Annotated in this window: 31 protein-coding genes; 24 read left to right on the top strand and 7 right to left on the bottom strand. The window is 34.6% G+C overall.

Features of this window, described 5'->3' with window-relative positions:
* Positions 1 to 190: 190 nt before the first annotated feature.
* From CRO00_RS11610 to CRO00_RS11590, 5 genes are all read left to right on the top strand, one after another.
* Entirely contained in the window at positions 191 to 1,171 is a 981-nt protein-coding gene (locus CRO00_RS11610; RefSeq protein WP_202615666.1) for a sulfate ABC transporter substrate-binding protein, read from the top strand.
* 28 nt (positions 1,172 to 1,199) lie between these two features.
* The gene (gene cysT, locus CRO00_RS11605; protein ID WP_097073835.1) at positions 1,200 to 2,036 is read left to right on the top strand and encodes a sulfate ABC transporter permease subunit CysT; all 837 of its coding nucleotides are present in this window, start codon (positions 1,200 to 1,202) and stop codon (positions 2,034 to 2,036) included.
* 15 nt (positions 2,037 to 2,051) lie between these two features.
* A complete protein-coding gene (gene cysW, locus CRO00_RS11600; RefSeq protein WP_097073834.1) occupies positions 2,052 to 2,930 on the top strand; it encodes a sulfate ABC transporter permease subunit CysW in 879 nt (292 codons plus the stop codon).
* Between the two features lie 11 nt (positions 2,931 to 2,941).
* Positions 2,942 to 4,012, top strand: a complete 1,071-nt coding sequence (locus CRO00_RS11595) for a sulfate/molybdate ABC transporter ATP-binding protein (protein ID WP_097073833.1) — start codon at positions 2,942 to 2,944, stop codon at positions 4,010 to 4,012.
* A 291-nt stretch (positions 4,013 to 4,303) separates the two neighbouring features.
* Complete coding sequence (locus tag CRO00_RS11590; protein ID WP_097073832.1) at positions 4,304 to 5,380, top strand: sulfate ABC transporter substrate-binding protein; 1,077 nt, start codon at positions 4,304 to 4,306, stop codon at positions 5,378 to 5,380.
* A gap of 288 nt (positions 5,381 to 5,668) precedes the next feature.
* On the opposite strand, the gene cysK is transcribed toward CRO00_RS11590, so the two are convergent.
* Complete coding sequence (cysK, locus tag CRO00_RS11585) at positions 5,669 to 6,595, bottom strand: cysteine synthase A (RefSeq protein ID WP_097073831.1); 927 nt, start codon at positions 6,593 to 6,595, stop codon at positions 5,669 to 5,671.
* A gap of 372 nt (positions 6,596 to 6,967) precedes the next feature.
* Between cysK and CRO00_RS11580 the strand changes: the two genes are divergently transcribed.
* The 8 genes from CRO00_RS11580 to CRO00_RS11545 all read left to right on the top strand — a co-directional run bounded on the left by CRO00_RS11580 (position 6,968) and on the right by CRO00_RS11545 (position 13,767).
* Positions 6,968 to 7,114, top strand: a complete 147-nt coding sequence (locus CRO00_RS11580) for a YezD family protein (RefSeq protein ID WP_097073830.1) — start codon at positions 6,968 to 6,970, stop codon at positions 7,112 to 7,114.
* A gap of 130 nt (positions 7,115 to 7,244) precedes the next feature.
* Complete coding sequence (locus tag CRO00_RS11575; protein WP_097073829.1) at positions 7,245 to 8,102, top strand: DUF72 domain-containing protein; 858 nt, start codon at positions 7,245 to 7,247, stop codon at positions 8,100 to 8,102.
* Positions 8,102 to 8,929, top strand: a complete 828-nt coding sequence (locus tag CRO00_RS11570; RefSeq protein WP_097073828.1) for a sulfite exporter TauE/SafE family protein — start codon at positions 8,102 to 8,104, stop codon at positions 8,927 to 8,929. The genes CRO00_RS11575 and CRO00_RS11570 overlap by 1 nt, the downstream gene beginning before the upstream one ends.
* Positions 8,930 to 8,943: 14 nt before the next feature.
* Positions 8,944 to 10,305 (top strand): bifunctional metallophosphatase/5'-nucleotidase, encoded by a 1,362-nt coding sequence (locus CRO00_RS11565; protein ID WP_097073941.1) that lies wholly within the window; start codon positions 8,944 to 8,946, stop codon positions 10,303 to 10,305.
* An 83-nt stretch (positions 10,306 to 10,388) separates the two neighbouring features.
* Positions 10,389 to 11,492: an HD-GYP domain-containing protein gene (locus tag CRO00_RS11560; RefSeq protein WP_097073827.1), complete on the top strand. Its 1,104-nt coding sequence runs from the start codon at positions 10,389 to 10,391 to the stop codon at positions 11,490 to 11,492.
* A gap of 41 nt (positions 11,493 to 11,533) precedes the next feature.
* The gene (yunB, locus tag CRO00_RS11555; RefSeq protein WP_202615664.1) at positions 11,534 to 12,313 is read left to right on the top strand and encodes a sporulation protein YunB; all 780 of its coding nucleotides are present in this window, start codon (positions 11,534 to 11,536) and stop codon (positions 12,311 to 12,313) included.
* A 141-nt stretch (positions 12,314 to 12,454) separates the two neighbouring features.
* Complete coding sequence (lipA, locus tag CRO00_RS11550) at positions 12,455 to 13,372, top strand: lipoyl synthase (protein WP_097073826.1); 918 nt, start codon at positions 12,455 to 12,457, stop codon at positions 13,370 to 13,372.
* A gap of 56 nt (positions 13,373 to 13,428) precedes the next feature.
* Positions 13,429 to 13,767 carry a YutD family protein gene (locus CRO00_RS11545; protein ID WP_097073825.1) on the top strand — a complete coding sequence of 113 codons (339 nt, stop codon included), beginning with the start codon at positions 13,429 to 13,431 and terminating at the stop codon, positions 13,765 to 13,767.
* A gap of 39 nt (positions 13,768 to 13,806) precedes the next feature.
* Here CRO00_RS11545 and CRO00_RS11540 read toward each other — a convergent pair whose 3' ends face one another.
* Positions 13,807 to 14,073: a DUF3055 domain-containing protein gene (locus CRO00_RS11540; protein ID WP_097073824.1), complete on the bottom strand. Its 267-nt coding sequence runs from the start codon at positions 14,071 to 14,073 to the stop codon at positions 13,807 to 13,809.
* A 93-nt stretch (positions 14,074 to 14,166) separates the two neighbouring features.
* Between CRO00_RS11540 and CRO00_RS11535 the strand changes: the two genes are divergently transcribed.
* Both CRO00_RS11535 and CRO00_RS11530 read left to right on the top strand, forming a co-directional pair.
* Positions 14,167 to 14,616: a DUF86 domain-containing protein gene (locus CRO00_RS11535; RefSeq protein ID WP_097073823.1), complete on the top strand. Its 450-nt coding sequence runs from the start codon at positions 14,167 to 14,169 to the stop codon at positions 14,614 to 14,616.
* Positions 14,616 to 15,383 carry a TIGR01457 family HAD-type hydrolase gene (locus CRO00_RS11530; protein WP_097073822.1) on the top strand — a complete coding sequence of 256 codons (768 nt, stop codon included), beginning with the start codon at positions 14,616 to 14,618 and terminating at the stop codon, positions 15,381 to 15,383. Before CRO00_RS11535 ends, CRO00_RS11530 begins: the two co-directional genes overlap by 1 nt.
* A 39-nt stretch (positions 15,384 to 15,422) precedes the next feature.
* Here the strand turns inward: CRO00_RS11530 and CRO00_RS11525 are convergent, their stop codons facing one another.
* On the bottom strand, positions 15,423 to 15,659 hold the full coding sequence (locus CRO00_RS11525) for a YuzB family protein (protein ID WP_097073821.1): 237 nt from the start codon (positions 15,657 to 15,659) through the stop codon (positions 15,423 to 15,425).
* Between the two features lie 195 nt (positions 15,660 to 15,854).
* On the opposite strand from CRO00_RS11525, the gene CRO00_RS11520 reads away from it, so the two are divergent.
* Complete coding sequence (locus CRO00_RS11520; protein ID WP_097073820.1) at positions 15,855 to 16,925, top strand: NAD(P)/FAD-dependent oxidoreductase; 1,071 nt, start codon at positions 15,855 to 15,857, stop codon at positions 16,923 to 16,925.
* Between the two features lie 100 nt (positions 16,926 to 17,025).
* Here CRO00_RS11520 and CRO00_RS11515 read toward each other — a convergent pair whose 3' ends face one another.
* Positions 17,026 to 17,355, bottom strand: a complete 330-nt coding sequence (locus tag CRO00_RS11515) for a YuzD family protein (RefSeq protein WP_097073819.1) — start codon at positions 17,353 to 17,355, stop codon at positions 17,026 to 17,028.
* A gap of 83 nt (positions 17,356 to 17,438) precedes the next feature.
* On the opposite strand from CRO00_RS11515, the gene CRO00_RS11510 reads away from it, so the two are divergent.
* Positions 17,439 to 17,675, top strand: coding sequence for a NifU family protein (locus CRO00_RS11510; protein WP_036186915.1), 237 nt, complete (start codon positions 17,439 to 17,441; stop codon positions 17,673 to 17,675).
* A 176-nt stretch (positions 17,676 to 17,851) separates the two neighbouring features.
* On the opposite strand, the gene CRO00_RS11505 is transcribed toward CRO00_RS11510, so the two are convergent.
* Positions 17,852 to 18,556, bottom strand: coding sequence for a DUF2225 domain-containing protein (locus CRO00_RS11505; protein WP_097073818.1), 705 nt, complete (start codon positions 18,554 to 18,556; stop codon positions 17,852 to 17,854).
* A 171-nt stretch (positions 18,557 to 18,727) separates the two neighbouring features.
* On the opposite strand from CRO00_RS11505, the gene CRO00_RS11500 reads away from it, so the two are divergent.
* The 3 genes from CRO00_RS11500 (at position 18,728) to CRO00_RS11490 (ending at position 20,470) form a co-directional block, all read left to right on the top strand.
* The gene (locus CRO00_RS11500; RefSeq protein ID WP_097073817.1) at positions 18,728 to 19,102 is read left to right on the top strand and encodes a HesB/IscA family protein; all 375 of its coding nucleotides are present in this window, start codon (positions 18,728 to 18,730) and stop codon (positions 19,100 to 19,102) included.
* Between the two features lie 148 nt (positions 19,103 to 19,250).
* A complete protein-coding gene (locus tag CRO00_RS11495; RefSeq protein ID WP_097073816.1) occupies positions 19,251 to 20,285 on the top strand; it encodes a tyrosine-type recombinase/integrase in 1,035 nt (344 codons plus the stop codon).
* Positions 20,282 to 20,470: a hypothetical protein gene (locus tag CRO00_RS11490; protein ID WP_097073815.1), complete on the top strand. Its 189-nt coding sequence runs from the start codon at positions 20,282 to 20,284 to the stop codon at positions 20,468 to 20,470. The genes CRO00_RS11495 and CRO00_RS11490 overlap by 4 nt, the downstream gene beginning before the upstream one ends.
* A gap of 630 nt (positions 20,471 to 21,100) precedes the next feature.
* On the opposite strand, the gene CRO00_RS11485 is transcribed toward CRO00_RS11490, so the two are convergent.
* Positions 21,101 to 21,316 carry a helix-turn-helix domain-containing protein gene (locus CRO00_RS11485; RefSeq protein WP_419865880.1) on the bottom strand — a complete coding sequence of 72 codons (216 nt, stop codon included), beginning with the start codon at positions 21,314 to 21,316 and terminating at the stop codon, positions 21,101 to 21,103.
* 258 nt (positions 21,317 to 21,574) lie between these two features.
* Between CRO00_RS11485 and CRO00_RS11480 the strand changes: the two genes are divergently transcribed.
* Genes CRO00_RS11480 through CRO00_RS11470 form a run of 3 tightly spaced genes read left to right on the top strand, consistent with a single transcriptional unit; the run spans position 21,575 to position 24,023 of the window.
* Positions 21,575 to 22,876, top strand: coding sequence for an FtsK/SpoIIIE domain-containing protein (locus CRO00_RS11480; RefSeq protein WP_097073813.1), 1,302 nt, complete (start codon positions 21,575 to 21,577; stop codon positions 22,874 to 22,876).
* Complete coding sequence (locus CRO00_RS11475; protein ID WP_237658399.1) at positions 22,812 to 23,414, top strand: replication-relaxation family protein; 603 nt, start codon at positions 22,812 to 22,814, stop codon at positions 23,412 to 23,414. Before CRO00_RS11480 ends, CRO00_RS11475 begins: the two co-directional genes overlap by 65 nt.
* A 15-nt stretch (positions 23,415 to 23,429) precedes the next feature.
* Positions 23,430 to 24,023 carry a hypothetical protein gene (locus CRO00_RS11470; protein ID WP_097073812.1) on the top strand — a complete coding sequence of 198 codons (594 nt, stop codon included), beginning with the start codon at positions 23,430 to 23,432 and terminating at the stop codon, positions 24,021 to 24,023.
* A gap of 37 nt (positions 24,024 to 24,060) precedes the next feature.
* Here the strand turns inward: CRO00_RS11470 and CRO00_RS11465 are convergent, their stop codons facing one another.
* On the bottom strand, positions 24,061 to 24,294 hold the full coding sequence (locus CRO00_RS11465) for a helix-turn-helix domain-containing protein (RefSeq protein WP_097073811.1): 234 nt from the start codon (positions 24,292 to 24,294) through the stop codon (positions 24,061 to 24,063).
* A gap of 153 nt (positions 24,295 to 24,447) precedes the next feature.
* Between CRO00_RS11465 and CRO00_RS20155 the strand changes: the two genes are divergently transcribed.
* Positions 24,448 to 24,585: a hypothetical protein gene (locus CRO00_RS20155; protein WP_161946669.1), complete on the top strand. Its 138-nt coding sequence runs from the start codon at positions 24,448 to 24,450 to the stop codon at positions 24,583 to 24,585.
* The last annotated feature ends 25 nt before the right edge of the window (positions 24,586 to 24,610 follow it).

Genomic DNA, 24,610 nt, shown 5'->3' with positions numbered 1-24,610 from the left:
TTGTTGACTTATTGGATAAATTTGATTAATGTGTTTTTAAGAAATATGCAAGTTAATCGAAATTGTAAAACTTGGAAAAATAATAAAAACCGATCAGAAAAACTGAAGGTTGCAGGCTTTTCATATTAAAGAAAAGCGTGCAGCCTTTTTATTTTTTTAAGGAGTGTTGAAATTGAGGGAAATAGGAAAAATTTTAGTCCCAGTTATATCTCTTTTCGTATTAGGAGCATGTAGTAATTCTTCAAAAGTTGAAATTTTAAACGTTTCCTATGATCCTACTCGTGAATTATATGAAGAGTTTAATGAGGAGTTTGGGGAGTATTGGAAGGAAGAAACTGGTCAAGATGTTCACTTTCAACGATCACATGGCGGGTCAGGAAAACAAGGTCGTGCGGTGATTGATGGGCTACAGGCAGATGTTGTTACTTTAGCACTTGCTTATGATATTGACCAAATTGCAGCTACGCGGCAACTATTGAATGAAGATTGGCAATCAGAATTTGAATACAATTCATCACCATACACATCTACAATTGTATTTTTAGTTCGAAAAGGCAACCCGAAAAATATTCAAGATTGGGATGACCTCGTTAGGGATGAAGTGTCAGTTATTACACCAAACCCAAAAACAAGTGGAGGAGCTCGTTGGAACTATTTAGCTGCTTGGGCATATGCAGATAAAACATTTAACGGTGATGAAGCAAAGGTTAAACAATTTATTAAAGACTTATTTCATAATGTAGAAGTTTTAGATTCGGGTGCTCGTGGATCTACAACCACTTTTATAGAACGTGAAATGGGCGATGTATTAATCTCTTGGGAAAATGAAGCCTATTTAACTTTGAAACAAATGGGTAAAGAAGAATTTGAAATTGTTACACCATCAATTAGTATATTGGCAGAACCACCAGTGGCTGTAGTTGACAAAGTGGTTGATAAAAAGGGAACTAGAGAGTTGGCGGAAGGTTATTTAAAATTCTTATACACAGAAAAAGGTCAAGAAATTGCAGCGAAAAACTTTTATCGCCCTCGAAGTGAAAAAGTTATAGAAAAGTTTAAAGATCAATTTCAATCTTTAGAATTAGTAACAATTGATAACTTTGGTGGATGGCAAAAAGCCCAAAAAATCCATTTTTCTGATGGGGGTACATTCGACGAAATCTATCAATAGTAGAAAGAAAGTTAAATAGGAGGTACATATGGAACTTACGTTAAAAAAACGAAAAAGAAACACCATCATTCCTGGTTTTTCTTTAACCCTTGGATATACAATGCTCTACTTAAGTATCATCGTTTTATTACCGTTATCTATGATATTTTTTAACACGTTTTCGATGAGTTGGAGTGAATTTTTTGAAACGATTTCACATCCTCGGGCAGTTGCTTCTTATCGGTTAACCTTAAGTACAGCACTAGCTGCGGGATTAATGAATGTTGTTTTTGGAACAATTATTGCGTGGGTGTTAGTTCGCTACCAGTTCCCAGGTAAGAGAATTGTAGATGGGCTTGTAGATTTGCCATTTGCGCTCCCGACTGCAGTTGCCGGCATTGCACTTGCTACTTTATATGCACCAAATGGATGGATCGGACAGTTTTTTGATTTTAAAATCGCATATACACCATTAGGAATTATCATTGCATTAACATTTATTGGGCTACCATTTGTTGTAAGAACTGTTCAACCTGTTCTACAAAACTTAGGGATTGAAATAGAAGAAGCCTCAGCTAGTCTCGGGGCAAACCGTCTCCAAACGTTCTTTAAAGTAATTTTTCCAGAGCTAATACCAGCCGTTATTACTGGATTTTCATTAGCTTTTGCAAGGGCCCTTGGTGAGTATGGTTCGGTTGTATTTATTGCAGGGAATATGCCAATGGAGACAGAAATTACACCACTAATTATTATGACAAAACTTGAACAATACGATTACGCAGGGGCAACAGCTATTGCCACTGTGATGCTTGTTGCTTCATTTATCTTTTTATTAATCATCAATATTATTCAATGGTATACAAATCGAAAATTTAATCAGTTTTAAGGAGGGGAGAAGCCTATGACCAAATCCTTTGAAGCACAACCAGAAGCTCCATTGACAGTTAACCGTACTGCGACCAAATCATACGCACTACAAGAATCTGCACTAATTAAATGGACTTTTATTACAATATCCCTACTATTTTTATCGCTATTCTTAATTTTACCGCTCGTTTCAATTTTTGTTACAGCTTTAGAAAAAGGATGGGAGACATATATCGCATCTATTACACATCCAGATGCTCTATCTGCTATTAAATTAACATTAACGGTAGTATTGATTGTTGTTCCTTTGAACGCAATTTTTGGGATAGCTGCGGCATGGGTAATTACAAAGTTCTCCTTTAAAGGGAAGAATCTATTAATTACACTCATTGATTTACCTTTTGCCATTTCACCTGTTATTGCTGGATTAATTTTTATACTTTTGTTCGGAGCACAAGGACTTTTTGGAGAATGGCTGTATCAAAACGATATTCAAATTGTATTTGCCATTCCTGGAATCGTCATTGCAACCCTTTTTGTAACGTTCCCCTTTGTAGCACGAGAATTAATTCCGTTAATGCAAATGCAAGGGATTACCGAGGAAGAAGCATCAATCTCGTTAGGTGCAAGTGGTTTTAAAACATTTTTCTTAGTAACCTTACCAAATATTAAATGGGGATTATTATACGGACTAATTTTATGTAATGCGCGGACAATTGGGGAGTTTGGAGCTGTGTCGGTTGTTTCAGGACATATCCGAGGCATGACGAACACAATGCCATTGCATATCGAAATTTTATATAACGAATACCAATTTACAGCAGCGTTTGCGGTCGCTTCATTAATGTCTTTATTAGCAATTATTACCATTGTTATTAAAAACTTTATTGAGTGGAAAGCAGAAAAATCCTAGGGGGTATAGTGATGAGTATCCAAGTTCAAAATGTTTCAAAAATGTTCGGTTCGTTTCAAGCATTAAATAATGTTTCAATTGATATAGAGTCTGGTGAGTTAATTGCACTATTAGGTCCGTCTGGCTCAGGGAAAACAACACTTTTACGAATTTTAGCTGGGTTAGAAGGTTTAGATGAAGGGGCCATTTTATTTGATGGTCACAATATTACAAATGTAAGTCCAAAAGAGCGTAAAATTGGATTTGTATTTCAACATTACGCATTGTTTCGCCATATGACAGTGTTTGATAACGTTGCTTATGGATTAAAAGTACGTCCGAGAAAAGAACGACCGTCAAAAGAAGAAATTGCAAAAAAGGTGAATGATTTATTAGCTTTAGTAAAACTAGAGAATCTTGCAGATCGCTATCCCTCGCAGTTATCGGGTGGTCAGCGTCAACGTGTAGCTTTAGCACGTGCTCTTGCAGTAGAACCAAAAGTATTATTACTTGATGAACCTTTTGGCGCTCTGGATGCAAAGGTAAGAAAAGAATTACGTCGATGGCTGCGAAAACTTCACAATGAATTTCATGTAACAAGTATTTTTGTAACGCATGATCAAGAAGAAGCGCTGGATGTGGCGAATCGAATTATCGTAATGAATAATGGGAAAATTGAACAAGTCGGAACTCCTGAAGAAGTATATGAACAACCTAATAGTCCATTTGTATATGATTTTTTAGGTAATGTAAATTTATTTAAAGGTAGATTGCATAATGGGAAACTGACTCATGGGCAATTTGAAATAAATGTCCCAACTCATCTCGATTCACATGATGATGCAATTGGGTATGTGCGTCCGCATGATATTCATATTGAGAAAGAGAACAGCAATAATGATACTGTTGCAGCAACGATTGTACACATTCATTTATTAGGTCCGATTGTTCAAATCGAGTTAAAGCGTGAAGACATTGATGAATATTTGGAAGCAGAAGTTACTAAGGAACATTACCGTGAACTTGGGATTAAAAAGGGTGATGTTGTCTATATTCGACCAAAACAATTAAAAGTGTTTGTTCCGGAAGACTTCTCAATCTAAAAAAATATTTAAAGGTAACTGTTGACAAATTTACCAGTTATGTTATAGTATTCTTACAAATTTAATAGGATTTGAGATTTAGAACTTACAAGACTGATTAGATTCCCTAAAGGTCGCTATTTCATTTATTTGAAATAGCGACTTTTTGTATATTCTGCTCTGCTCACTGGTCATCCAGAGGCTCAGATAACGATGATTCCCATTGTATCTGAGCATTTTTACTTTTGGTCACGAATGTTTTAAATCCAAGTATATTAATAAATTAAATAAATTTAAAAGGAGAAATGAAACATGAAGAACACTCAAAAATTTTTATTTCCATTTCTAATCGCCGCGCTGTTATTGGTATTAGCAGCTTGCAGTAGTGAGACAAAAGAAGAAGTAAATGAAGAAACAGTAGAAACATCCGGGGAAGCATCAAACGACACTTCATCAAAAAAGCCAGTGGAATTATTAAACGTTTCATACGATCCAACTCGAGAGTTATATGCTGAATTTAACGAAGCATTTGCTAAGCATTGGAAAGAAGAAAAAGGTCAGATCGTTACTTTCCAACAATCACACGGTGGTTCTGGTAAGCAAGGTCGGGCAGTAATTGATGGACTACAAGCAGATGTTGTAACACTAGCATTAGCTTATGATATTGATGAAATTGCATTATCTCGAGCATTATTAAACGAGGATTGGCAAACAGAATTTGAAAATAATTCTTCCCCTTATACTTCAACCATTGTATTTCTAGTTCGTAAAGGTAACCCAAAAGGAATTACAGATTGGGATGATTTAACGAAGGATGGTGTATCTGTAATTACACCGAACCCTAAAACTAGTGGTGGAGCTCGCTGGAATTACTTAGCGGCATGGGCATTTGCAGATAAACAGTTTAACGGTGACGAAGCAAAGATTAAACAATTTATGAAAGACTTATATGGCAATGTAGAAGTATTAGATTCTGGTGCACGTGGTTCAACGACAACATTTGTTGAACGTGGTATCGGGGATGTGTTAATTGCATGGGAAAATGAAGCATACCTTTCTTTAAATGAATTAGGTAAGGGTGAATTCGAGATTGTGACACCATCTTTAAGTATTTTAGCAGAGCCGCCAGTTGCAATTGTTGATAAGGTTGTAGATAAAAAAGGAACTCGTGAAGTAGCGGAAGGCTATTTACAATACTTATACACAGATGTAGGTCAGGAAGTTGCAGCAAAAAATTATTACAGACCTCGTAATGAAGAGATTTTAGAAAAATATAAAGATCAATTCCAAGATTTAAACTTAATTACAATTGATGAGTTTGGTGGTTGGCAAGAAGCACAAAAAACGCACTTTGCTGATGGTGGAACATTTGATGAAATTTATCAGTAAATATATATAAAGAGCCCCCACTTCATTGGAAGCCACTGAAAAACTAAATACCGATAAAAATTTATAGTAATTATTTGCTTCTAAATAGAAGGTGGGATTCACTTCGCTTTCCACGGGCTTGGCTTCAGCCTCCTCGTCGCAAGCTCCTGCGGGGTCTTCAGCTCAAGCTGTTCCCGTAGGAGTCTTCGTGAATCCCACTTCCTAAAAGATCTGAGCTTATTTTTATTATAAAAATTTATTAAAATCGACTTTTTCAGTGCCCTACTTCATTGTGGGAGCTGCTTCGAATTAACTGAATAAACCTTCAATACTAAGATATCGTTCACCATTATCTGGGGCGATACATAGCACTCTTTTACCAGGGCCTAACGATTTGGCAACTTGAATGGCAGTCCAAACAGCTGCACCAGAGGAAGGGCCTAATAGTAAACCTTCTTTTTTTGCTAAGTTTCGTGTAGTTTGCCAAGCATCTTCATCTTCTACGAGCACGATTTTATCAAATATTTGTCGATTTAATATTGGAGGGATAAACCCAGGGCTAGTACCTACAATTTTATGTGGACCGGGTTCACCACCTGAGAGAACAGGGGATCCTTTTGGTTCTACAACAACAATTTCAAGATTTGGGATTTTTTCTTTTAATACTTCTCCTGTGCCAGTTATTGTTCCACCTGTGCCAGCAGTGGCAACAAAAGCATCTAATTGGCCATGAGTTTGTTCTAAAATTTCTTTTGCCGTTGTTTTTCGGTGTATCGCTGGATTTGCAGAATTTTCAAATTGCTGTGGCACAAAGCTGTTTTCAATCTGTTGATGAAGTTCTAGTGCTTTTTTTACAGCACCGGGCATTTTTTCTGCTGCAGGAGTTAATACTACCTTTGCCCCATAAGCTTTTAAAATTGCTATTCGTTCTTTTGACATGTTATCCGGCATTACAAAAATTGCTTTATATCCTTTAACAGCTGCATTCATAGCTAATCCTATTCCTGTGTTGCCGCTAGTCGGTTCAATAATCGTTGCGCCCTTTTTCAATTTTCCCTGTTGTTCAGCAGTTTCAATTAAAGAAAAAGCAGCTCGATCTTTCACACTTCTGCTTGGATTAAAATATTCTAATTTAACTAATACTTCAGCACAATTGGAATCCACTAAATGATTTAACTTAACGATTGGCGTGTTACCTAGAAGTTCTAAAACAGAATGAAATAATTTTGCTGACATGTTTATCACACCTTAAACCTGAGTTTTCTTATTGGTTGTATTGTATAGTAATCCATTGAAAAGGAAAAGGATGGAGCCTTCTTAGATAATCAAACAGTAAATAAATTTTTATAAATACCTAGTATTCTAATTTGTTTTGTTGTATAATTCATTTAAAGAATAATCAAAAAACTTAAAAACATAACAGAAGAATTCACTAGAAAACTAGAGATTCAGCCACTATACTCTTGCACCATACTGTATATAGGTTGAGTCTTCTTTTTATTTATTAAAACATAGTATTTTTATGCGAATAATTACAATGGAGGTTTTAAATAAAAAATGAGTCGAATAGGATTTAGTAAAAATCAAATAAAGAAAGGAAAATGAAACATGAGTAAAAGACAAGAAAACATTGAATTAGCATTAAAAAATATTGAAAAAATGATTCAAAATATTAGTTATGGTTCAATCACTCTTGTTATACAAGACCAACATGTTGTACAAATTGATAAAAATGAAAAAATTAGAATTAAATAGGAAGATAGGAAAAAGTTCGTTTTATGCAATTAGCGTAAACGAACTTTTTTCTTTTTTCGTTTATACTAGAAGAAATGAATGAAAGAATAAATATGAAGTAATGTAAAATAAGGTAAAATAGGTGAAGATAATGATAAAAATAGGTCTCACAGGTTGGGGCGATCATCCGTCAATCTATCGGACAAATTCATCAAAGAGAGAAAAACTATACGATTATAGCAGCCACTTTCCTATTGTTGAAGTGGATACATCCTTTTATGCTATTCCATCCACAACGAATATTGAAAAATGGGTAAGAGAAACACCAGAACAATTTCAGTTTATCGTTAAAGCGTACCAAGGAATAACAGGGCATCTCAGAGATGAAAATCCCTTTGAGTCTCGGAGTGAGATGTTTGAAGCCTTTCGTCAATGTGCCAAGTCGTTTCAAAGTGCAAATAAACTTGCGATGATACTTGTACAATTTCCACCTTGGTTTGATTGTACAACGAAAAATGTACAATATATACGTTATATAAAACAGCAATTTGCTGATTTCCCCGTTGCTATTGAGTTTCGTAACCAAACATGGTATAGCAAGGAGAGGAAACAAGAAACACTGGATTTTTTAAACGAAAATGAATTTATTCACTCTGTATGCGACGAACCACAGGCAGGTGTAGGATCAATTCCTTTTGTTCCAATTCCAACTTCAAACAAGACACTCGTTCGGATTCATGGAAGAAATGTTTTCGGATGGAGAAATTCAGGGTCGACAGAAAATTGGAGAGAAGTGCGTTTTCTATACGATTATAACGATGAAGAACTTTATGATTTAGCCTCAAACATGAAAAAATTAGAACAACAGTGTGATGAAGTGTATGTCCTTTTTAATAACAACTCTGGACATCACGCGGCGAAAAATGCTAAAACATTACAAGAAATTTTAGATCTAGATTTTGAAGGCCTTTCTCCAAAGCAATTAGATCTTTTTGAAGGGGAATTTTAATGGAATTACTATTATTAGCAATCATTGCATTATGTGCGGGAATTGTTGGTGCTTTGGTTGGTCTTGGAGGCGGCGTTATATTAATACCCGCAACATTATTTGTAGGTGTAGAACTAGGATATTTCCCAGATATCACACCCCAAAGAGTTGTAGGGCTATCTGTAGTGATGATGATCTTCACCGGATTATCTTCTACGCTTTCTTATGTAAAGTCTAAACAAATCGATTTTAAAAGTGGCTTTATCTTTTTTATAGGTAGTATTCCAGGAACGATGCTAGGTGCTTATTTAAATAAAAGCCTTGATTTACCTTCTTTTAACTTATATTTCGGCATTTTCTTAATTTTTATTTCAACATTGTTACTTGTTCGAAATAAGTTAAAACCGATTCATTGGTTTGTGAATCATGGGATGAAAAGACATTTTACAGATAAAAATGGTACTGAACATGAGTACGGCTATCCAATATGGTTTGGAATAATCTTCACCTTTTTTGTAGGCATTATTTCAGGATTGTTTGGTATAGGGGGAGGGTCATTAATTGTACCTGCGATGGTATTATTGTTTCTATTTCCACCCCATGTCGCTGTAGCCACATCGATGTTTTTAGTTTTTTTGACATCTATCGTAAATTCTGCAAGTCATATTTTTTTAGGAAATGTGCCTTGGAGTTATACAATTCCAGTAATAATTGGTGCTTATGTTGGTGCAAAATTAGGGGCAGCTTTAAATAAAAAAATGAGTTCAAAAACAGTTGTCACTATTTTACAAGTTGTTATGTTATTAATGGGTATAAGGTCTATTATAGAAGGAATATTTAATAATTGAGAGATGGTGTGAAAATGCTTGAGAACATCCATATTTTTCATACGAATGATATACATAGCCATTTTGAGTATTGGGTGCGAATGCAACACTTTATAAAAGAACAACGGGTACAATATGCAAAATTAGGAGAGCCGAGTTTCCTTTTTGATATTGGTGACCACCTAGATCGTTCAAACATTTATACCGAAGCAACAATCGGTAAAGGTAATGTGAAATTATTAAACGAAGCACAATATGATGTAGTAACAATCGGTAATAATGAAGGCATTACTTTGTCATTTGACGATTTATATAACCTTTATAATGAAGCAGATTTTGATGTAGTAGTAGCAAATATTAAGCCAATAGAGGGGGAAGAACCGAATTGGTTAAAGCCATATACGATTCTACAAACTAAGTATGGTACGAAAATAGGGGTCGTTGGAGCAACAGCCATTTTTGATGCATTTTATAAAGAACTCAATTGGCATGTAGTTGATCCAAAAGAAAAAATTATAGAAGTAGTAAACCATTTAAAAGAAGAAGTCGATATCATCCTCTGTATGTCGCATTTAGGCATTACAGAAGATGAGCTGTTAGCAAATCTTTGTCCAACCATTGACGTCATTTTTGGTTCTCATACGCACCATTTATTCGAGGAAGGGAAAGTTATCAATAATGTGTTGTTAACTGGTTGCGGAAAATTTGGTTTATACACTGGGCACTTAAAATTACAATTTGATCATACTACTCGCAAGTTAATAAAGAAGGACGAAATGGTAGTCGAAAATGCGTTGCTCCCTGAGGTAAATGGGGAAGGAAACTTTTTGTCCAAGCTCTCGGAAGAAGGAAAGCAGTTATTACAAACCCCTCTCTTTGAAACGACTCAGTTTTACAATAAAGAATGGTTTCACTATTCAGCACTCTCAAAGCTATTTTCAGATGCAATTCTAGATTTTACACAGGCAGATTGTACAATGTTTAATGCGGGAATTTTCCTTGATCACTTGAAAAAAGGACTTATTACAAACTACGATATTCATAAAATTTTACCTCATCCAATTAATGTTTGTGTAATAGAGTTATCTGGAAAAGAATTAAAGGAAGTTTACTTGCAAGCGCAAAATGAGGAATGGCCATTGCTAGAGTTAAAAGGGCTTGGGTTTAGAGGGTCGATTTTTGGTAAAATGCTCACATATCAATTTTCAATGAATCACAATCGAGAATTATTAATAAATGGTAAATTAGCCGATTTAAATCAACAATATAAACTTGCCACTCTAGATATGTTTACTTTTGGTTACTTTTTCCCGAATTTTAAATATGCCAAAAAACATTATTATTTACCAATGTTCTTACGTGATATATTGGCGGAGTTTGTTAAAAATAAACTTTAATTGACAATTATTGAATAAATATATAATATTTTTAGCATTGGTTAAATTAACTTCACAGAAATAGAATCGAGGGAAAAAACCCAATGCGTCTTATATCCATCAACGTACTGACAACAGGTATGGTAATCGGTAGAACGATTTGGAATGAAGCTGGGCATCCTCTTTTACAAAAAAATGTCGTTGTATCAGATGGGATTATAAAACGTCTAAAACAATTAGGTATACAATATTTGTACATTGAGGATGAAATATCGAGTGGAATTGAAATCGAAGAAACCGTTTCGCATGCTAAAAGAACAAAAGCTGTTAAACAAATTACTGAATCATTTAATAAAGTTAAAGGTCTAAATAGTTATTCAGCATCACTAGTATTAGATCAACAATCCAAAGTTATAGGGGAACTTGTAGATGATTTGTTAAACTCTGTAACGAAAAATGAAGAGATTTTAACAATATTAACAGATACACTTATATACGATGAATATATTTATCAACATTCTTTCCAAGTAACTCTTTATTCTTTAGCCATTGCAAAAGAGTTAGGCTACTCTTACGCAGACTTAAAAACAATTGGAATTGGAGCACTATTACATGATGTTGGTAAAATGGTGATTCCAACAGACATTTTATTAAAGCCAGGTAGATTAACTGATGAAGAATACGAAACAATGAAAAAACATGCGCGGTACGGATTTGATATTTTACGGAATTTACATACTGTTTCATTACTTGTTGCACATTGCGCTTTTCAACACCACGAGCGACTAGATGGAAGTGGATACCCTAGAGGATTGGTAGACTATGAAATTCACCCATTTGCAAAAATAATTGCGGTTGCAGATGTTTTCGATGCAGTTACGTCAAATCGAGTGTACCGTAAGAAAATGTTACCATCTCAAGGCATTGAAATAATAGAGTCAGGTAAAGGTACTATGTTTGACTCGCGAGTAGTAGATGCATTGAAACGTAGTATTGTTCATTATCCAAATGGTTCAATTGTATTACTGTCGGACGGTAGACGTGGTGTTGTTGCAAAACAAAACATTGAAAATTCTGCTTTGCCACATATTCGAATCTTTGAAGAAAATAATACGCTGTTAAAATCAACTTACTTGCTAAGTTTAGCAGCCGAAAAGAGTGTTTTGATAGAAAAAGTTGAAACAGATTATATTGTGAATATTGAATAGATATCTCCCCCTGTTCATAAATTGGAGCAGGGGGAGATGTTTTGTTTTCTCGTCGACCAAGAAGAAGAATGCAATTTTATCACACAAAGCGGCGTAGAAGGTCCAATCGATTTGCGTTATTTATTTTTAGTTTTGTGGTGGCGGTTATTTTATTTTTATATACATTAAATGCACGTTTAATGCCCACATATTTACAGTATGCAGAAGTACAAACATTTAAAATTGCCTCACACGTAGTTAGTAAAGCCATTAATGCAAGAACGTCTACCGTTTTAGATGTAAATGAAATTATTGAAGATTTGCCGTCAGAATCGGATTATATGTTAACGACTCGTTTTAATACGGAAATTATTAATAAAGTTCGGGCAGAAACGGTCACACTTGTTAAAGAACATTTACAACTGGCAGAACAAGGGGATTTAACCCAGTTACCGGACTTAGAAAATGTTGAATATGATATAAGCGAAATTCAAAAGGGTGATGGAATTGTATTCTTCGTTCCAATTGCTCAAGCATTGAATTTGCCCTTACTAGGAAATTTAGGTCCTAGAGTGCCAATTCGTTTCCATATTATTGGGAATGTGGCGAGTGATGTAGCGACATCTTTCAAAGAATTTGGAATTAACAATGCATTAGTAGAAGTTAACATTCATCTTACTGTTAACGTTCAAATTATTATTCCTTTTGCTAGTAAGCAATCATCCGTTGAACAAACGATTCCTGTTGCAATTGGGTTAGTTCGAGGTCAAGTACCGCATATTTATACAAACGGAGGAGATGGAGCACAGCCTTCTATCGAGGTGCCAGTTCCAATGGATTAAGAAGCTATGAATTAAAGAAAGTTAGTTGTTTTCATTTGTAGGAATATGTTACATTGACATCAGTATATTAAAATTTTTGTACTATTTTTGAAAAACATTATAGATGTGTTCTTTGAAATAATTGATTGGGGCTGAAAAAGAATGACTAGTAAACCTACAAATGAAAAAGAAATTTTACGAAAACCCGAATGGTTAAAAATAAAACTAAATACAAACGATGAATACAAAGGTTTAAAAAAGTTAATGCGTGAAAAAAACTTACACACAGTTTGTGAGGAAGCAAGATGTCCAAATATTCACGAATGTTGGGGCGAGAGAAGAACAGCAACAATGATGATTCTTGGTGCTGTTTGTACACGTGCTTGTCGTTTCTGTGCAGTTAAAACTGGATTACCAAATGAATTAGATTTAGCTGAACCAGAACGTGTTGCAGAATCTGTTGAAATAATGAATTTAAAACATGTCGTTATTACAATGGTTGCACGTGATGATTTAAAAGATGGTGGAGCAGGTGTATTAGCTGAGACGGTAAGTGCTATTCGTCGTCGCTCTCCTCAAACATCAATTGAGGTATTACCTTCAGATTTAGGTGGAGTAGAGGAAAACTTACAAATGTTAATGGATGCAAAACCTGATATTTTAAACCATAATATCGAAACAGTTCGCCGTTTAACACCAAGAGTTCGTGCACGTGCAAAATATGATCGTTCTTTGGAATTTTTAAGACGTGCAAAAGAAATGCAACCTGATATTCCAACAAAATCATCATTAATGATTGGTCTCGGTGAAGAATGGGATGAAATCTTAGAAGTGATGGACGATTTACGTGCAAATAACGTAGATATTATGACGATTGGCCAATATCTACAGCCAACGAAAAAACATCTACCAGTAATAAAATATTACTCTCCTCTTGAATTCGGCAAACTACGTAAAATCGCTATGGAAAAAGGGTTCAAACATTGTGAAGCAGGACCGCTTGTACGTAGTAGCTATCACGCTGATGAACAAGTAAATGAAGCAACAAAAACAAGACAGCTTGAAGCAGAAATGAAATAATGGCATACTACCTTTAGACTTAAAAAGGATGGTATGGAGATAGGGGGAATTTTTCGATGATTATTGCCGAGGGGTATGCATATGAAATTGTCGAAAACGTCCGGGATGGATTTCAACAGGATGCATTTATCGCACGATTCTCAGATATTTTAACGAAATATGACTATATCGTAGGCGATTGGGGATACGGTCAGCTGCGGTTAAAAGGATTTTTCGATGATAAAAATCAAAAAGCAACTTTCGATACGAAAATAAGTACTTTTGAAGATTATCTTTTTGAATATTGTAATTTTGGCTGTGCCTACTTTATTTTAAAGAAGACGGGAAAAGCCCCGAAACAAGTTGAAGTTGTAACAACTGCTGAGGAAAGTTCAATAGAGCAAGATCAGAATTAAAAAAACGCCGCGCATATAAAATATATGCGCGGTGTTTTTTTACCCTAACAACTCCGTTAAATACTCTCTCAAGTCCTCTGCTTCTTCTTCAGTTTTATTGAATACATGTTCTAAATAACCCGGCTCTTCTAAGTCGTCTGGCCCAATAATTGCAAAACGGCCAAATTGCATATCTAAAACTAGCACTTTACCAAAAAAACGAGTTGATTGCATTATGGCTAAATCATAACGTAACTTGCTACCTGTAAAGCTTACGAATCTCGTTTTTGTATCTTCTATATCATCATATAAGAAAAAACGTTCCATTTTGTTTTGTACTCCTTCCAATTCTTCATAATATGTTACTATAGAAAGGAAACGACTATCAACCTTTTTAGATTTGAATGGAGGATCTTAAGCATGTATTTTGTAGATCGAAATAAAATCACGGTTACACTAAATCACTTAGAAGAACTACTAACAATTTTTGAAGGCAATCATAACTGGTTAGCAGATGAAATTTCAACTTTAGCCCTACAACGTATAGGACATAATGCAATGGAAGCAATGATGGATGTAGGGAACTTAATTATTGACGGCTTTATCATGCGCGACCCAGGAAGTTATGATGATATTATAGATATTTTAATTGATGAAAAAGTGATAGAAGCAAATATGGAAAACCCTCTGAAAGAAGTAGTTGGTTTACGTAAAATGTTAGTAAGAGAATTTGTCCAAGTAAACAATGAAGAAGTGTTACAAGTACTTTCGAATAGTCTTTCTACGATGAAAAAGTTCCCAAGCCTTGTAAGAAACTATTTAGAAAATGAGTTAGGACCAGTTTCTGCATTTTTACCGGAGAACGAATAATGAAGCAATATCGTGCATACTGTTTTGATTTAGACGGGACAGTATATCGAGGAACTGAAGGTATTGATTCGGCCATTCGATTTATTCATAAGTTACAACAAAATAAGATTGACTATTTTTTAGTAACGAATAACTCTTCGAAAACTCCTGTCCAGTTACAAACGACATTAGCTAATTTTGGACTAGATGTACCAGAAGAACGTATTTACTCCAGTGCATTAGCTACTGCTAAGTATGTAAATCAACACTATCGTGAAGCAAAAATTCATGTCATTGGATCTGATGGGTTATTTCATGCATTGCAAAAAGAGGGGTTTGAAACGGATAAAGAGGAATTAAATCCTGAAGTGGTTGTAATGGGAATTGATCGGACAATCGATTATATGAAATTGGCAAAAGCATGTGTTGCTGTGCAAAATGGAGCGCAGTTAGTTGGAACAAACGAAGATATAAAGTTTCCCTCAGAGCTTGGATTCCTACCAGGGAACGGATCGTTTGTACGGTTAGTTGCAAATGTCGCTGCAGTTGAGCCAGTGTTCGTTGGAAAGCCATCACCGGTTATGTTACAAGTTATCCAGGACGAGTACGGCTACCACAAGGATGAAATGGTCATGATTGGGGACAATTATGATACGGATATTCTTTGCGGTATTCATTTTGGATGCGACACAATCCATGTAAATACTGGGGTAACGAGTACTGAACAGGTTTTACAAAAGCCACTTCAACCAACATATTGTGTTGAAGATTTAGATGAAATAAGCTGAAAAATCCGTGCACAAAATATAATTGTGCACGGATTTTTATTAGAATAGAGGGTTATCCTCAATATATTGATAAATCTTTTTTGTTAGCTCGTCTGGCGTGTCTGCTTCTACAACATCACCATTTACAAGAGCGTATAAAGAGCGATCACATAATGTACAGTAACTTAAGCAACCATATTCTAAAACATCGATGTTCGGATCTTTTTCTAAGATTTCATAAGTTTCTTGTGCACCATTTGCTAGACTACTAATGCAAAATTCTACTAATGGATTCACGCTTGGTCACCTCACTAAATGACATGCTACTAGCTTTTCCTCGTTTCGTCAACGAATAGAATATTTTTGTGAAATTATTCACAAAAAGTAAGAAAAGATATTGTGAAAAGTATCACAATAAGATATACTCTTTATGTATAAATTGTGAACGATTTTGCAACAGGCAAAGTTAATTAGAATGTAGGGGAGTATTTTATGAGAAAACTAGTATTACTAGGTGGCGGTTATGGCAATATGCGAGTATTACTTCGTTTATTACCGAATAACTTTCCAGAAGACACTGTTATTACATTAGTGGATCGAACGCCTTTCCATAGTTTAAAAACAGAATTTTACGCATTAGCAGCAGGTACATCTACTGATAAAGAAATTAGAGTGAATTTCCCAGAACACCCAAGATTGAATACGGTTTATGGCGAAATTACAAAAGTTGATCTTAAAGCGAAAACAGTTATTTTAGAAGATGGTCAAGAAGTGCCTTACGATGATTTAGTAATAGGTTTAGGCTGCGAAGATAACTATCACGGTGTACCGGGAGCAGAAGAGAATAGTTATAGTATCCAAACGATTGCCAAATCACGTACAACTTTTGAAAAACTTTGTGGATTACCACCAGGATCGTCAGTTGGGATTGTTGGTGCTGGATTAAGTGGAATTGAACTTGCAAGTGAGCTACGCGAAAGTCGTAAAGATTTAAAAATTAAGTTGTTTGACCGCTCAGACCGTATTTTACGAGATTTCCCAGAGAAACTTAGTAAATACGTTAAAGATTGGTTCATTAAGCACGATGTAGAAGTCATTGCAAACTCAAATATTACAAAAGTTGAAGCGACAAAACTTTATAATCACGATGATATTATCGATGTAGATGCAATCGTTTGGACAGCGGGTGTTCAACCTGTAAAAATTGTTCGTGATCTAGATGCAGAAAAAGATAGAAGAGGTCGTCCTCTTGTTAATCAATACTTCCAACTTACTGCTGACGAAAATGTTTATGTGATTGGGGATTGTGCATCGTCTGATTTACCTGCTAGTGCACAGTTAGCCGAAGAACAAGCTGAACGTGTGGTAAAAGTATTAAAACATCGTTGGAATAATGAAACATTACCTGAAAAAATGCCAGAAATTAAACTAAAAGGCTTTATGGGTTCTTTAGGTAAAAAACAAGGATTTGTTTATTTAGCTGATACAACGGTAACAGGACGTATTGCACGGTTAATGAAGTCCGGATTACTATGGATGTATAAACGTCAAAACGAATCCTAATCGTGTGTTATAAAGAACATATTTTGCAACATAATATGAAAGCAGCATCATAAAAAATTTGATGCTGCTTTTCCATGAAAATGATTGACCAAGTTAGGTGTTATTCACCCGGTTGAAATCCTAATTTTTCTAATGTAGAGAATATAGGTTGAATTTGAATATATCCTTCACCTATTACCTCATTATTAATTAACACAAGAGGATAGAAAAATTCATCGTTTTGAATTCGCTCTGCCCATTCTTTGTCTCGGTCGTTATCGAGTGGTTGTTCAATATCGACATATCGAATTGAGAATGGTTGGTTCGGATATTTACGGCTGATTGCGGCTTGTAACCATTCGTATGTATCTTTTGATGATGGTGCATTAACACAGCTAGCACAAATAATATCTGCACCAAAAACTTCTATTATGGTATTATTTTCATTCATAGATTAACAACCTTTCATAACGGAATAATGGATTTTTTCGTTTCTTCACATTATAATGATTTTAATGAAAGGAGTCGAGAGAAATGACAGAATTAGAACAAAAACAACAAGTACAAGAAGTTTTAGATAAATTACGACCATTCTTACTTCGCGATGGTGGCGACTGTGAGTTAGTAGATGTTGAAGATGGTATCGTTCGCTTACGTTTATTAGGCGCATGTGGAAGCTGCCCAAGTTCTACAATCACATTAAAAGCTGGAATCGAGCGCGCATTATTAGAAGAAGTACCAGGCATTATAGAAGTTGAGCAAGTATTCTAATTAAAAAAACTAACGTTTAATTCGTTTTAAACGTTAGTTTTTTGTTTCTAAAAAATTAAATCCAAATAACTATGAAGTGGATGAAAAAAACTAGTGAAAAGCTGACAAAAATATTGCAACTAAATCTACAAAATAAAGGGGAAATTGAATTTGGAATGCAATTGAAAATTAGATTTTTAATTTGATGCTATTTCCCGTGCCTTCTCTCTTTCCTCTTTAACAATTTGCCATTGTTCTTTTGCCATTTCTATAAGTTTTGCTTCTCCACCAACCCGCTGATTTTCAATTACTTTTGAGAAGAAACGGGTAGCATTATCTAAATCACCAATTCTTCTGGAAAGTTCCGCCACCATATACATGACACGAGTTCCAGACATTTGGGTTCCTGCATAGTCTTCGGTAGAGAAGGAAGTTAAGTAATGATCACGCGCCATTTTAATAAAGCGCTGTTCTTGCTCTTCATTTTTTAAAGAACGATAAAGCCATGCAATTCGCAATGCAAGCCCTGCAAGAGAAACAGATTTTTCCTTTTTATATACTCCGCAAACATATGCTAATTTATAGGATTCAATTGCTACAACGACGGATCGTTCACCACAAAAGCTACGTGGTACCCATTTGCTTGAAATTTCTTCATGGATTGATTCGCGAATTCCTGGAGCAAAATATTTTGTGAAGTCTTCAGTAAAGGAAAAACCACAATGTTCACAGACGAATACATTATAATATAATGCATTAACAGCAGAATCTGAGTAAGTTGGACAAAAATCCGTATCTGTATGTTCAACTTTTATTGATTTAGTACGTATTTTAAAAGTAGAAAATGTTTTTTTACAACATAAACATTCAATTTTTTTTTCATAAAAAGGGGATACTTCCATCGAATCGAACCTCTCTGGGTAAATATTTGTAAGACTATTATAACAATTATATATGAAAAAATATAATTATAATTACCTAATTTTTAGAAAGGATAATTTAGACTATAAGCGCGATAACTTTACCTTTAGTTTTCTCCTTGATATCATATAAATAGAAGGAAGGTGAATGGGATGACAAGTGAAAAAAAGGTGATTGAACTAACAGAAGCTGCAGCTATTCGTGTGAAAGAAATGCAACAACATAACGAAGAAGAGGGTGCTTTTTTACGGGTTGCAGTGCATGGTGGTGGTTGTAGTGGTCTTTCTTACGGTATGAATTTCGATCGTACACAAACTGACGACGATTTCTCTGATGAACAACATGGATTAAAAATTCTTGTTTCCCGTGAAGATGCACCAATCTTAATGGGAACGAAAATTGACTATAAGCAATCGTTAATGGGTGGCGGCTTTACCATTGACAATCCAAACGCCATTGCTTCATGTGGGTGTGGAACGTCGTTTAGAACGGCTAAAGTTGAAGGTACGCCTGAAGTTTGTGAATAGGGTAGGGTTATAAATAACAACTAAATAAGGCATATATACAATCCTCAAAATGTATGAACACAACCCTAAAAGTTGTATTTGTGGATTGTAAATTACAAGACCTTTCTGATTAGTAGTATCAAATACTAATTGGGGAGGTCTTTTTTATATGGCTTTAAATAAAAAGAAACGACTCACTAAAATGTCAAATAATAAGACATATCCATCATTAACATTTGATGAAGCACTTAATTTAACTGTATCCGCTAAAATGGCAGAGGGCATAAGAGAGCGTACTTTAAAAGATTATCGTAAAGATTGGGGCTATTTTATTAAATGGTTAAATCAAAATTATCCCCAATTAAAAACAGTTGATGAATTAACTACTCAAATACTTAGAGATTATATCAACTACTGTAAATATGACGCAGTAAAATACGAGGGTCATAAATACATCCAAAAGCAAGATGAAATTGGATTATCTGATACTACGATCAATATCCGATTGAGAGTGTATAAGGCAATATTCAATCATTTGGAACGAGAGGATTTAATACAAGTCAATCCATTGTCCAACGTGAAATTGCTAAAACAAGATATAGATTTGACTAATAACTTTACAGATGACGAGATTAAAGAATTATTTAAACAACCCAATCTGCGTGACTATGTGGGATTTCGTGATTATGTGTGTATGACAATTTTGCTAGATTGTGGGCTTAGGGCAGGAGAGCTATTAAGTTTACGTATTAGTGACATTGATTTTAAAACTCGCTTTATTACGGTGCATGGTCATGTTGCAAAGAATCGCCATGTTCGATTAGTGCCATTCTCAACTCACACATTAAAACTATTATTACAACTAATAGAAGAAAATAGAAAGCATTTTAGCACAGATAGAATATTCCTTTCACAATGGGGAGAGCCATTAGGACAAAATCATTTTAATAAACGTTTGAAATTTTATGCGGATAAAGCCGGAATCACAGATAAGAAAGTTACTGCACACGTTTATAGACATACATGGGCTAAAAACATGGTATTGAATGGTGCAGACGCTTTCACACTACAAAAAATTGGTGGATGGTCAGATATTCGAACAATGCGTAGATATATTCAAATGGACACGAATGATATGAGAATAGCACACGATAATTATTCTCCGGCTAATTCATTGTTAAATAAAAGGGGGTTAAGAAAATGATTACAAATTATTTTAGACCATCTATTGCTCAATACGGTTCAATTGGGGATTGCAAGATGGTTTTAGACGAATTAAAAATTGATTTACGCCAATTAGAATTAACACCTGAACAATTAGAATCTGTTTATAGTTTGATCGAAGCTAAAAAGGATGAGTTAGAACCACGTTATTTTAATTGGAAATAAGCAACAAAAAAAGAGGGTTAGCACTCGCAATGCTTTCCCTCTCATTCACTCAAATAGCGTATTCACATACAACTAAATAGAGTGTATTCACATGCCTTCATTTTACTTCAAAAAAAGATAAAATGCAAAGGTCTAGTTTCCTATTGTCTTTTTTAGGTAGCATGAAGGCATGTTTGCTCGTTGGTGGTTGCCCAATAACACCAATTGAAATAAAAATGGTCAGGTTATGACTTAGCCACCGCATAAATTAAGTCTAGGATACTGCAAAACTCTTTGCTTGTTTAGAGTGTGTCCGAATTGGTGAGAGCGACCATTAACGGCTAGGGGGATTACAGGGTTACTACGGTAACGGTAATCACATTCAAGTTATCAAACAGTTATGCAAACATAACCAATCTTTACGCAGATAACACATACAGGACTGTAATTGTATGAGAATGTGAGAAACGAAAGTTTCCTACAAAACAAGACGCAGAGAGAAACCTCGGACATCACAATGACGGTGTAAGGCGTGTAGTTACTTATTATCTAACATTCTATTTTTTAGTTTGCTAGATAGTAGGTAACTACTTTCGCTCGTTTCCTGGAACAAACGCCAATTCTGGTGTAAGGGGTTGGATTTGTCAAGTGTTATTGTTCATCTAATTTAAAATCAATTATTTCTCTTATATCTGTAATACTTAAAGCCTCAGCTATTTTCAATAGCGCTTTTCTTGGTATACGCTCCACTTGATTATTTGCTAATTCAGAAATGGATCGAGGAGTTAATCCAGTTAAATTTGCTAATTCGATTTGTTTCATATTTCTTTGTTTTAAAAGTTGTTTTAATTTAACTTCAATTTCCAAATCCATCAACTCCAAAATAAAAAAATTCTGTTAAACGGAATATTGAGGTATTATTCTACATAAATTCTGTTAAACGGAACATACCAAGTTGAATACCAACTACAATACCAACATTAATGCTACCCTAGTATTTCTACTTGGCAGACTCAAAATCCTTTAATAGCAATACCTGAGCAACTATTACGAATATGCCATTTTGGAGCAACTCTTACTACGTAAGATAACCGTGACGTAACCATTTTTTGAAAGGGGAGGTTTATGCTTTTTGAAATATTAACAACTTCCATTTTTGGTGGTATCGCTGCTACTGCATTTATAAAAAAACAGGGAATAGCAACAAATGATAGTGGAAAGATTCAACGTATTATGTCTTTAAGTGGGCTTAATGTTAAGGATGGTAAGGATACTCTTTCAACTCAATTAATCACTAAAAAGCAATATGAATGGGGGTGGGAATATAAATATCGGATTCCGTTGGGTAGAAGTTTTAAAGATTATTTAACTAAGTTAGATGTATTAGAGGACGGTATTAATAATAGACGTAAACGAATAAGATTTTCGGATTTAAAGTCATTAGATTGGGATGGGAATATCATACTGCAACTTAAGGAATTGTGGAGAAAAAAGTTAACAGAATCGAAGGAGATTGAGCTTGATTATAATGGATTATTAATTATACGTGTGTATGATAAGCCATTACCATCTAAAGTGTTATTTATAAAAGGTGAAAATTGGGAAGTACCAGTAGGAATAACACGTAAATATAATACATTCAAATTTCATGACTTTGAAAAGATTCCTCATCTTGCATTGGGTGGGGCTACTCGATATGGAAAATCGAATTTTATTAATTCAATTATTATCAGTTTGTTAAATAGTAAACCTAATTACGTTAATTTGTTCCTGATTGATTTAAAGGGTGGGGTTGAGTTATGTGATTATGAAAATATCAAACAAACAGTTTCAATTGCTTATGAACCACAAGAAGCCTTAGAAACACTTAAATTAGCTTACGACAAAATGAGAAGTATTCAAATGAAACTTAAAAAATTAGGAAAGAAGAACGTGCAAGAAGCAGGTATTGAAGAACGCTATTTTGTGATAATTGATGAAGTTGGAGAATTAAATCCTAGTGAATCTGTAAAAGCAGAAAAAGATATAAAATATGAATGTCAAAAATATATGTCTCAAATTGCAAGACTAGGTGCCGGATTAGGTTTCCGTTTAGTGGTAGCCACTCAATATCCTACAGGTGACGTTATTCCAAGGCAAGTAAAACAAAATTCTGATGCAAAGTTATGTTTTCGTGTTCAATCAGGAGTTGCTTCAAGAGTTGTATTAGATAGTGAGGGTGCAGAAATGTTACCTGAAATAAAAGGTCGTGCTATCTTACAAAGTGCTGATAAACGTGAAATAGTTCAAACACCATTAGTTACTTCTGGAATGATTAAAGAATCAATAGCTCCTTTCGTCATAAAGAAGGGGGTGCAAATTGATGATTACAAAGAAGAAATTAACGAACAGGGACGAACAGATTTTGCTACTTTTAGAGAGGTTTGATTATTTAACTCGAGATCAATTAAGGCAATATTTCAAGTTGGGTAAAGTCCGTAATACTAATCGAATTCTAAATAACTTATCAGAATATCTCATGACAACAAAAGAGGGGCATGACACTGTTTATTATTTATCTAAATTTGGGCGTTATTATGTAGGCTCGGAAACAGTACGAAAAAAAGGAAATCATATTTTACATTCAATTATTCGAAATCAATTTTGGTTATTTTATAATTGCCCAAATGATTGGAAGAGTGAGGTTGAGTTCTTAGATAGTAATAATCGCATGTTTCTAAGATGTGATGCTTCATTTACTCGAAATGGTTTTAAATGTTACTTGGAAGTAGATAACACTCAGACTATGAAAGAAAATAAAGACAAAATCAAACGTTATAAAATCCTCATAGAAAGTTTTGAAAAACAATATGGCTATTATCCTACTCTTATTTGGGTGACTCGAACAGAACTGCGTAGAAAACAACTTGAGCAAGTTTGTGAGGGATTAAAAGTAAAGGTATATACAGTTGACGATATTAAATAAGCGATGGGGGATAGGATGTTTTTTAAACGTAAAAAAGTAGAGGTTGTTAAGGCGAGTGAATTGACAGATTATAGCGAACGATTTAAAGAGTTTGAGAAAATGAGGAAAGAAGATAAAAAGTATGCCACAAGAAAAACGGTAGCTATAGCCGCCACAGCACCTGCTACCGTTTCTGTAGGGTTAGCAGCATATAATTATTTTAAAAGTGATACTTTACCTACAACTTCATTTTATGAAGCTTCAAATGTAATAGAACCATTCAAAACATTATCCGCACAACCATTAATAGAACCATCCGCTCTAACAGAAACTTATACACCGCTTGTTGTAAATACCATACCAACCAATATAATACCTGAACCTACTGGAGTAATTGCTGATGCATCATTAACTGCGTTGGCAACTGTATTAGACCCAATCATAGAACTACTAGTGGCAATCTCATTTCCTATCGCGAGCGTTATTGTAGTTTGTGCGTTCTTTTTGATAATGATAGGGAATAAAGAAAAGGCATTTGATATGATGATGCACGCAGGACTTGGTTATATTCTAATTCAATTATCGCCAATGTTTTTAGAAATCTTGAAAACTGTTGGGGAAGCAATGTAATAAACATAAAAAGCGTAGCCATTATTGGTTACGCTTTTTATTCGTCTTCAGATTTAGTAGGTTCTTTTACAAGTATTAATAGTTCTCCAATTTCAATATTTAGTGCATTACATACTGCTCCGAGCGTATCTCTTTGATATTGTTTTGTATCGTCATTATATAATCTTCTAGCAGATTCAAATGATATTCCAGCCATTCCTGTTAATTGTCGAATGCTAATATTTCGTTCATCTAATATCGCTTTTAAATTAGATTTAACACGTACAGGCATAGTGTCACCTTCTTTAATATTTATTATGTAATATTATATGTCAAATTATCAATTCTGACAACGGAATGAAGTTGACTAACAAACGTGGTTGACAACGGTAATTAGTCATGTTACTATAATGACATAGTAACGTAGTCAAAGGAGTTAAATGAAATGAAGGTGATACGAGCAATAAACGAATACTTCTTAGGTGATGATGTAAGCATATCTGATCGCATTTGGTTTTATGGCTTATATGCTGTATCCATATTTGTAACTGTGTTGTCATTATTACCACTCGTAGCAAAATAAATGGGCAAAGGTTGCAATGCAAATA

Source organism: Ureibacillus xyleni, from assembly GCF_900217795.1.
GTDB lineage: Bacteria > Bacillota > Bacilli > Bacillales_A > Planococcaceae > Ureibacillus > Ureibacillus xyleni.
The sequence above is the reverse complement of the archived record's forward strand: the minus strand, read 5'-3'. Positions and strand labels throughout refer to the sequence as shown.

What these genes read in the sequence shown, in the direction of transcription:
- CRO00_RS11510 (WP_036186915.1), top strand. Translation starts at nt 17,439, where the DNA reads ATGACAGAATTAGAACAAAAACAACAAGTACAAGAAGTTTTAGATAAA.
- CRO00_RS11470 (WP_097073812.1), top strand. Translation starts at nt 23,430, where the DNA reads ATGTTTTTTAAACGTAAAAAAGTAGAGGTTGTTAAGGCGAGTGAATTG.
- cysW (WP_097073834.1), top strand. Translation starts at nt 2,052, where the DNA reads ATGACCAAATCCTTTGAAGCACAACCAGAAGCTCCATTGACAGTTAAC.
- CRO00_RS11535 (WP_097073823.1), top strand. Translation starts at nt 14,167, where the DNA reads ATGTATTTTGTAGATCGAAATAAAATCACGGTTACACTAAATCACTTA.
- CRO00_RS11480 (WP_097073813.1), top strand. Translation starts at nt 21,575, where the DNA reads ATGCTTTTTGAAATATTAACAACTTCCATTTTTGGTGGTATCGCTGCT.
- CRO00_RS11520 (WP_097073820.1), top strand. Translation starts at nt 15,855, where the DNA reads ATGAGAAAACTAGTATTACTAGGTGGCGGTTATGGCAATATGCGAGTA.
- CRO00_RS11545 (WP_097073825.1), top strand. Translation starts at nt 13,429, where the DNA reads ATGATTATTGCCGAGGGGTATGCATATGAAATTGTCGAAAACGTCCGG.
- CRO00_RS11570 (WP_097073828.1), top strand. Translation starts at nt 8,102, where the DNA reads ATGGAATTACTATTATTAGCAATCATTGCATTATGTGCGGGAATTGTT.
- CRO00_RS11575 (WP_097073829.1), top strand. Translation starts at nt 7,245, where the DNA reads ATGATAAAAATAGGTCTCACAGGTTGGGGCGATCATCCGTCAATCTAT.
- CRO00_RS11560 (WP_097073827.1), top strand. Translation starts at nt 10,389, where the DNA reads ATGCGTCTTATATCCATCAACGTACTGACAACAGGTATGGTAATCGGT.
- lipA (WP_097073826.1), top strand. Translation starts at nt 12,455, where the DNA reads ATGACTAGTAAACCTACAAATGAAAAAGAAATTTTACGAAAACCCGAA.
- CRO00_RS11475 (WP_237658399.1), top strand. Translation starts at nt 22,812, where the DNA reads ATGATTACAAAGAAGAAATTAACGAACAGGGACGAACAGATTTTGCTA.
- CRO00_RS11580 (WP_097073830.1), top strand. Translation starts at nt 6,968, where the DNA reads ATGAGTAAAAGACAAGAAAACATTGAATTAGCATTAAAAAATATTGAA.
- cysK (WP_097073831.1), bottom strand. Translation starts at nt 6,595, where the DNA reads ATGTCAGCAAAATTATTTCATTCTGTTTTAGAACTTCTAGGTAACACG.
- CRO00_RS11540 (WP_097073824.1), bottom strand. Translation starts at nt 14,073, where the DNA reads ATGGAACGTTTTTTCTTATATGATGATATAGAAGATACAAAAACGAGA.
- CRO00_RS20155 (WP_161946669.1), top strand. Translation starts at nt 24,448, where the DNA reads ATGAAGGTGATACGAGCAATAAACGAATACTTCTTAGGTGATGATGTA.
- CRO00_RS11490 (WP_097073815.1), top strand. Translation starts at nt 20,282, where the DNA reads ATGATTACAAATTATTTTAGACCATCTATTGCTCAATACGGTTCAATT.
- CRO00_RS11530 (WP_097073822.1), top strand. Translation starts at nt 14,616, where the DNA reads ATGAAGCAATATCGTGCATACTGTTTTGATTTAGACGGGACAGTATAT.
- CRO00_RS11590 (WP_097073832.1), top strand. Translation starts at nt 4,304, where the DNA reads ATGAAGAACACTCAAAAATTTTTATTTCCATTTCTAATCGCCGCGCTG.
- CRO00_RS11565 (WP_097073941.1), top strand. Translation starts at nt 8,944, where the DNA reads ATGCTTGAGAACATCCATATTTTTCATACGAATGATATACATAGCCAT.
- CRO00_RS11465 (WP_097073811.1), bottom strand. Translation starts at nt 24,294, where the DNA reads ATGCCTGTACGTGTTAAATCTAATTTAAAAGCGATATTAGATGAACGA.
- CRO00_RS11595 (WP_097073833.1), top strand. Translation starts at nt 2,942, where the DNA reads ATGAGTATCCAAGTTCAAAATGTTTCAAAAATGTTCGGTTCGTTTCAA.
- CRO00_RS11505 (WP_097073818.1), bottom strand. Translation starts at nt 18,556, where the DNA reads ATGGAAGTATCCCCTTTTTATGAAAAAAAAATTGAATGTTTATGTTGT.
- CRO00_RS11515 (WP_097073819.1), bottom strand. Translation starts at nt 17,355, where the DNA reads ATGAATGAAAATAATACCATAATAGAAGTTTTTGGTGCAGATATTATT.
- CRO00_RS11500 (WP_097073817.1), top strand. Translation starts at nt 18,728, where the DNA reads ATGACAAGTGAAAAAAAGGTGATTGAACTAACAGAAGCTGCAGCTATT.
- cysT (WP_097073835.1), top strand. Translation starts at nt 1,200, where the DNA reads ATGGAACTTACGTTAAAAAAACGAAAAAGAAACACCATCATTCCTGGT.
- CRO00_RS11495 (WP_097073816.1), top strand. Translation starts at nt 19,251, where the DNA reads ATGGCTTTAAATAAAAAGAAACGACTCACTAAAATGTCAAATAATAAG.